At 40.5% G+C, this 6,352-nt stretch carries 6 protein-coding genes; all 6 read left to right on the plus strand.

Translation table 11 applies throughout. The features are described from left to right. Window positions 1–205: flagellar basal body rod C-terminal domain-containing protein (locus BHE89_RS07390; protein WP_286145974.1), on the plus strand; the 205-nt coding region annotated here is incomplete at its 5' end. A gap of 63 nt (window positions 206–268) precedes the next feature. Further along, complete coding sequence (locus tag BHE89_RS07395) at window positions 269–1,012, plus strand: flagellar basal body L-ring protein FlgH (protein WP_069367473.1); 744 nt, start codon at window positions 269–271, stop codon at window positions 1,010–1,012. Window positions 1,013–1,041: 29 nt separating this feature from the next. Next, window positions 1,042–2,133, plus strand: coding sequence for a flagellar basal body P-ring protein FlgI (locus BHE89_RS07400; protein WP_458694208.1), 1,092 nt, complete (start codon window positions 1,042–1,044; stop codon window positions 2,131–2,133). Continuing rightward, the gene (gene flgJ / locus BHE89_RS07405) at window positions 2,133–3,119 is read left to right on the plus strand and encodes a flagellar assembly peptidoglycan hydrolase FlgJ (protein ID WP_069367475.1); all 987 of its coding nucleotides are present in this window, start codon (window positions 2,133–2,135) and stop codon (window positions 3,117–3,119) included. Before BHE89_RS07400 ends, flgJ begins: the two co-directional genes overlap by 1 nt. A 117-nt stretch (window positions 3,120–3,236) precedes the next feature. Then, entirely contained in the window at window positions 3,237–4,880 is a 1,644-nt protein-coding gene (gene flgK, locus BHE89_RS07410; protein ID WP_069367476.1) for a flagellar hook-associated protein FlgK, read from the plus strand. Between the two features lie 31 nt (window positions 4,881–4,911). Continuing rightward, on the plus strand, window positions 4,912–5,856 hold the full coding sequence (gene flgL, locus BHE89_RS07415; protein ID WP_069367477.1) for a flagellar hook-associated protein FlgL: 945 nt from the start codon (window positions 4,912–4,914) through the stop codon (window positions 5,854–5,856). Window positions 5,857–6,352 lie beyond the last annotated feature (496 nt).

The raw sequence follows: 6,352 nt of genomic DNA on the forward strand, positions 1-6,352 counted from the left end.
AGAAACCGCAAGTTCTGGCGCACCGACTGAAAATGCCCCGGGTATTAACGGCGCAGGCTTGTTGTATCAGGGATATGTTGAAACCTCTAACGTTAACGTAGCTGAAGAGCTGGTCAATATGATCCAGACTCAACGTGCTTATGAAATTAACAGTAAAGCGATTTCAACGTCTGATCAGATGTTACAGAAACTTACGCAACTCTAATTTCGTTTGTTCATTAGCCTGACAGGGTTTCCTGTCAGGCGTATTACTAAAAGAGTATCGAAGATGGATACAAAGGTCATTACTGACAATTCTGGGGCAAGAAAGCTTAGTGTCAGATGGCGTCGTCATCAACGTTTAGGTACCGCCCTGTTGGTACTGATACTGGCGGGATGCGCTCATATACCTAAAAAACCGTTGGTAGAAGGCAACACAACGGCAGTTCCAACGGCACCAACAGCACCTGCACCTAATGGCTCTATTTTTCAGTCAGCTCAGCCTGTTTATTTTGGCTATCAACCTCTATTTGAAGACAGACGTCCTCGAAATATTGGTGACACGCTAACGATTACATTGCAAGAAAACGTGAGTGCAAGCAAAAACTCATCCGCAAATGCGAGCCGTAATGGTAAAGCTGGATTCCTTGCTTCAATCACACCAAGATTTTTGGAAGGATTGTTTGGTAATAGCCGTGCTGATATGGGTATGGAAGGCAACAGTGACTTTGGCGGTAAAGGTGGCGCAAATGCGAACAATACCTTTAAAGGCACCATTACGGTTACCGTCGATCAGCTTCTTGCTAATGGAAATCTGCACGTTATCGGTGAAAAGCAAATTGCTATCAATCAAGGTACTGAATTTATCCGTTTCTCAGGTGTTGTGAACCCAAGGACAATCAGTGGTGCTAATACCGTAAATTCAACCCAAGTTGCTGATGCTCGTATTGAATATATCGGAGACGGTTATATCAACGAAGCGCAGTCTATGGGATGGCTACAACGCTTCTTCTTAAATGTATCACCTTTTTAATGAGTAGGGTCCAGATGAAAAAAATAGCGATGAGCCTTTTCTTTATCGTGATGACATGTGTCGGTTTTTCCGCTCATGCCGAACGGATCAGAGATCTCACCTCTGTTGAAGGGGTAAGAGAAAATGCGCTGATTGGTTATGGTTTGGTCGTGGGATTAGATGGAACGGGTGACCAAACAATGCAAACCCCGTTTACCACGCAAAGTCTGAATAACATGCTCTCACAATTGGGGATCACCGTACCACCTGGCACCAATATGCAATTGAAAAACGTTGCGGCGGTAATGGTCACTGCAAAATTACCGCCTTTTGGTCGTACAGGGCAATCAATCGACGTTGTGGTTTCATCCTTAGGTAATGCAAAAAGCTTACGTGGTGGTACGTTGCTGATGACACCATTAAAAGGTGTTGATAATCAGATTTATGCTTTAGCACAAGGCAATATTGTTGTCGGAGGATCAGGAGCATCTGCGGGAGGGAATAGCGTTAAAGTGAACCAATTGGCGGGAGGACGTATTAGCAGTGGCGCTATCATTGAACGTGAACTGCCTTCGCAATTTGGTCAAACAGGTTTGCTGAACCTACAACTGAATGAAGAAAACTTCACATTGGCGCAACATATCTCGGATACCGTTAATAAATTACGCGGTGTGGGAACGGCTATTCCATTAGATGCCCGTACAGTTCAATTACGTGTTCCTATTGGTAAAAGTGAACAAGTACGTTTCTTGGCTGAAGTTCAAAACCTTGAAATTAAGCGTGTTGTTGCAGATGCAAAAGTGATCATTAATGCAAGAACCGGTTCTGTTGTGATGAATCGTGATGTGACATTAGGAAGCTGTGCTATTGCTCAAGGCAACCTTTCCGTTACGGTTGATAGCCAAGTCAATGTCAGCCAACCTAATACTCCGTTTGCGGGAGGGAGCACGGTTGTAACACGTAATACTAGCGTGAATATGAGTGAACAAGGTGGTTCATTACAGCAAGTGAATGCAAGCGCAAGCTTAAACGAAGTGATCCGCACATTAAATGCATTGGGTGCAACACCAACAGATTTAATGTCAATTTTGCAAGCAATGGAAAGCGCGGGTTGCTTACGTGCGAGATTGGAGATTATCTGATGAAAGATTTATCTCTGCTTTCTTCAATGCCGACGATGTCATCGCCAGCATATGATAGTAATGCATTGAATAAACTTAAATATCAGGTTGGACAAAATGCTGATCAGCAAGGGCTGCGTCAAGTGGCGCAGCAACTTGAAGGTGTTTTCGTTCAAATGATGTTAAAAAGCATGCGTGATGCTATTCCTCAAGAAAGCATGTTCAACTCAGAAAGTACCAAGATGTACACCTCTCTTTATGATCAACAAATTGCTCAAGACTTATCACAAAAAGGCTTGGGCTTTGCTGACATGATAGAAAAACAACTTTCTGCCAAAGTGACGATGGAACCAAGCGAAATGGCGGGCAAAACACCGATGCCATTAGATGGTAGCGATATTTTCCAATCCATACCAACGCAAGCATTGGGACAAATTTATCGTGCGATGCAGCCTTATCAAAATGCCGTTGAAAGTACGATAGGTAAGCTTAAGGGGTTATCTGAAAGCAGTGCTTCTTTTGCATCAAAACTGTTAGGACCTGCAAAACAAGCCACAGAAGGTACGGGTGTACACCATCTTTTAGTTGTTGCTCAGGCTGCACTTGAATCAGGCTGGGGTAAGCGTGAAATTCTAACCGGTGATGGTAAACCGAGTTATAACCTGTTCGGTATTAAAGCAGGAAGTCGCTGGAAAGGGCCTGTCACGAATATCATGACAACGGAAGTGATCAATGGGAAATCGATAAAAATGCGTGATAATTTCCGTGTTTATGGCTCCTATGTTGAAGCGATCCAAGATTACCTCAGATTGATCACTGAAAGTCCTCGTTACGCCAAAGTACCTCAAGCTCAAACACCTGAACAAGCGGCTTACCGTATTCAGGAAGCCGGCTATGCCACCGACCCAGGTTATGCGAAAAAACTGGTTTCAATTATTGGTCAATTAAAAGGATCAGGGGAGCAAGTTGCCAAAACTTACACCCACGATTTAAGCGATCTATTTTAATCATTTTCCCCTCAAGTTTAGAGGGGAAGAACCGATAATAAAGACCAGAGCATCCATTTAACTTGCCAGCTATGCTCCGTGCATACGGGTGATGACTAAACGTAAAAGGATAGACAAATGTCCAACAGTTTAATTAATACAGCGATGAGCGGACTTAATGCGGCACAAGCTGCGATGAGCACTGTGAGTAATAATATCGCTAACCAAAATGTAAAATGGTACAACCGTCAAATGACTGTTTTTAATGAAAACAGTGGCACTATGACCGGTAATGGTTATATCGGTAATGGTGTTAATGTTAGCCGAATTCATCGTGAGTATAATGAATTCCTTGCTGGTCAAATGAACCGAGCAACGTCAAAACAATTTGCCTTAAACAGTTATACCAAAAATATCTCACAAATTAATGATTTATTAGCCGATAAAGGTAATGACGTTTCTAGTGCGATTGATGAATTTTTCACGAGCTTACCTAATGTTACGAATAATGCAGAAGATAATCCTGCGCGTACAACGGTTATTGGTAAAGCAGAAGCCATGGTCAATATGTTTGCTAAAGCAGACCAATCGCTACGTGATTTAGAAAAAGATATTAATAGTCAGGTGACAAACACCTCTAAAAATATCAATGAATATACAAAGCAAATCGCAAAATTAAATAACGAAATTAGCCGTTCTAAAGGCTTTAATGGCGCTGATCCTAACGATTTATTAGATCAACGTGACCGTTTAGTTCAAGAATTAAACACACTGGTTGATGTACAAGTGACGCAACAAGATGGTGGTTTTGTTAACGTCACATTTGCAAATGGTTTGCCATTAGTCTCGGGTACGCGCGCCTATGAAGTTTCTGCTATTCCATCAAACAAAAACAGTGAACGTCTTGTTATCGGTTATAGCAATGGTATTGATGAAGTACGCGAAGTAGATGCAAAACGCATTAAAGGTGGCGAACTGGGTGGTGCTTATCGTAGCCGTGAAGAAGTGTTAGATCCAAGTCGTAATCAATTAAACCAATTAGCGTTAGTGCTGGGTGATCAATTTAATAAACAGCATGAGCAAGGTTTTGATTTAAATGGCGATAAAGGTAAAGAGTTCTTCAACCTTGGCGGTGCTCACGTCATGCCTAATGGTAAAAATAAAGGTGACGCAACCTTTGATGTGAAATATACCGATACTAAAGCAGTGAAAGCGGCTGACTATACCGTTAAATATGACGGCACCAATTGGAATGTAACGGTAGAGCCAGGTGGTCGTAAAGTTGCCGCCACATTTGATGCGACAAAGAAAGAGCTGACCTTTGAAGGGATGAATATTAAAGTCGATGGCACAGCACAAAAAGACGATTCTCTCATTGTTCAATCTGTGGGTAATGTGATTGCGGGTATGTCAGTTGCGGTAACAGATCCTAGTGAGATTGCGGCGGCTGGCTCTAAAGATACGGGGCCTAGTGATAACGAAAACATGAAAAAACTGTTTGAGTTACCTGACCAAAAAATTATTGATGGAAAAACAACGATTGCTGGTGGCTATGGTTCACTGATCAGTATGGTCGGTAATAAAGTGAATACCGCACAAGTTGATTTTGATGCACAGGCATCAATCACGAAAAGTATTCAGTCACAACAACAATCTGTTTCTGGTGTGAACTTGGATGAAGAGTACGGTGAAATGTATCGTATTCAAGAATATTACATGGCAAATGCGAAAGTGATTCAAACTGCAAACAGTATGTTTGATGCGATTATGCAAGTTTTCTAAGTAACCCTTCATCAGAATAAGGAATAACACGGTGCGTTTAAGTTCAAATCAAATTTTTAGTCAGCGAGTGGACAATATCACCAGTTCGCAAAGCAAATGGATGACTGAAGGAAACAAAATCTCCAGTGGTCGTCGTGTTGAGAAACCCTCAGATGATCCGATGGCAGCTTCTCAAGCCGTGATGGTGAAACAATCTGAATCACGTAACCAACAGTATGCGACAGCGCGTGGATTTGCAAAAAACAGTATGTCTTTGCAAATGAGCTTAGCAAGCCAAATGGTGAATATTACAACCAAAATTCAAGAAACACTGATTGCTGCGGGTAATGATGCCACGCTAAGTGATGAAGATCGTTCCTCTTTAGCAGATCAATTACAGGGTTTAAAAGATCAGCTAGTGGGTATTGGTAACACAAAAGATGGGGTTGGCCGTTATATTTTTGCCGGTTTCCAATCAGATAAACCCCCTTTTGTAGCAGATGCAACTGGCAAAATCACCTATCAAGGTGGTGATAAGCAAATTACCCAAAAAGTAGATAGTAATATTGAAATGGTCACTAACTTCACTGGGATTGAAACATTACAATCATCAGGGAGTAAAGGAACAGCACCTGATATTTTTGAAGCATTAGATAGTGCTATTACTGCATTACGCGAACCATTAACAGGTAAACCTCAAGCTGATCGTGAAGCTGCATTAGCGAAAATTGATACGGCAAACAGGGTTAACCGCGCAACATTAAATAATATTTCTAGTGTTGAAGCGAAGTTAGGTTTACAACTTCAAGAACTTGATAATTTAGATGATTTAGGTGCGGACACATCATTAAGAAATGCAAAACGTTTAAGCGAATTGCGCGACTTAGATTGGACACAAGCAATTTCAGATTATTACCAAGAAGAGTCTGTATTACAGGCTTCTTATAAAGTCTTTAACGACATGAAAGATATGTCGATGTTCAAAATGTATCGCTAATATTTCAATATTATTTTAAGTCTTTTTTTGATATCCCCCCTGATATTTTATTTATCAGGGGTTTTTTTTATTGTTTTATTGGATAAAACAGGTAAACTATTTTTCCTATATTAGGCATCATGTACATGAAAGGTTCTGTGGTTTAAATAATATCGCCAGTAGCAGTATTAATAATTGCACATTCACGAGTATTGGGTTGTAAATTTGATTTTATATCTTTTTGTATAGTAATAAATATGTACGATTAGATTAAAAGTGGATTAATTATTAATGAGTAAATAGAAAATAAATTAGAATGTTAAATGGCAAACAACAAAGGATTTTTATCTATGAATGGAAAACAATTCGATATCCCAATTACAATTAATCATAAAGACGCTATCGCTGAATTACGATTGACAACCTCTCCTGAAAGAAAATGTAAAATTACTGTCGATATTGAAGGCCATCACTATGGTGAATTTTCAGCAACAGATTATTTTGCCTGTTTAGATGC

The sequence above is a fragment of the Shigella sp. FC1967 genome (assembly GCF_001743005.1).
GTDB lineage: Bacteria > Pseudomonadota > Gammaproteobacteria > Enterobacterales > Enterobacteriaceae > Proteus.

Bases quoted from the DNA above. Each gene is read 5' to 3' on its own strand.
- BHE89_RS07395 (WP_069367473.1), top strand. From the start codon at position 269: ATGGATACAAAGGTCATTACTGACAATTCTGGGGCAAGAAAGCTTAGT.
- BHE89_RS07400 (WP_458694208.1), top strand. From the start codon at position 1,042: ATGAGCCTTTTCTTTATCGTGATGACATGTGTCGGTTTTTCCGCTCAT.
- flgJ (WP_069367475.1), top strand. From the start codon at position 2,133: ATGAAAGATTTATCTCTGCTTTCTTCAATGCCGACGATGTCATCGCCA.
- flgK (WP_069367476.1), top strand. From the start codon at position 3,237: ATGTCCAACAGTTTAATTAATACAGCGATGAGCGGACTTAATGCGGCA.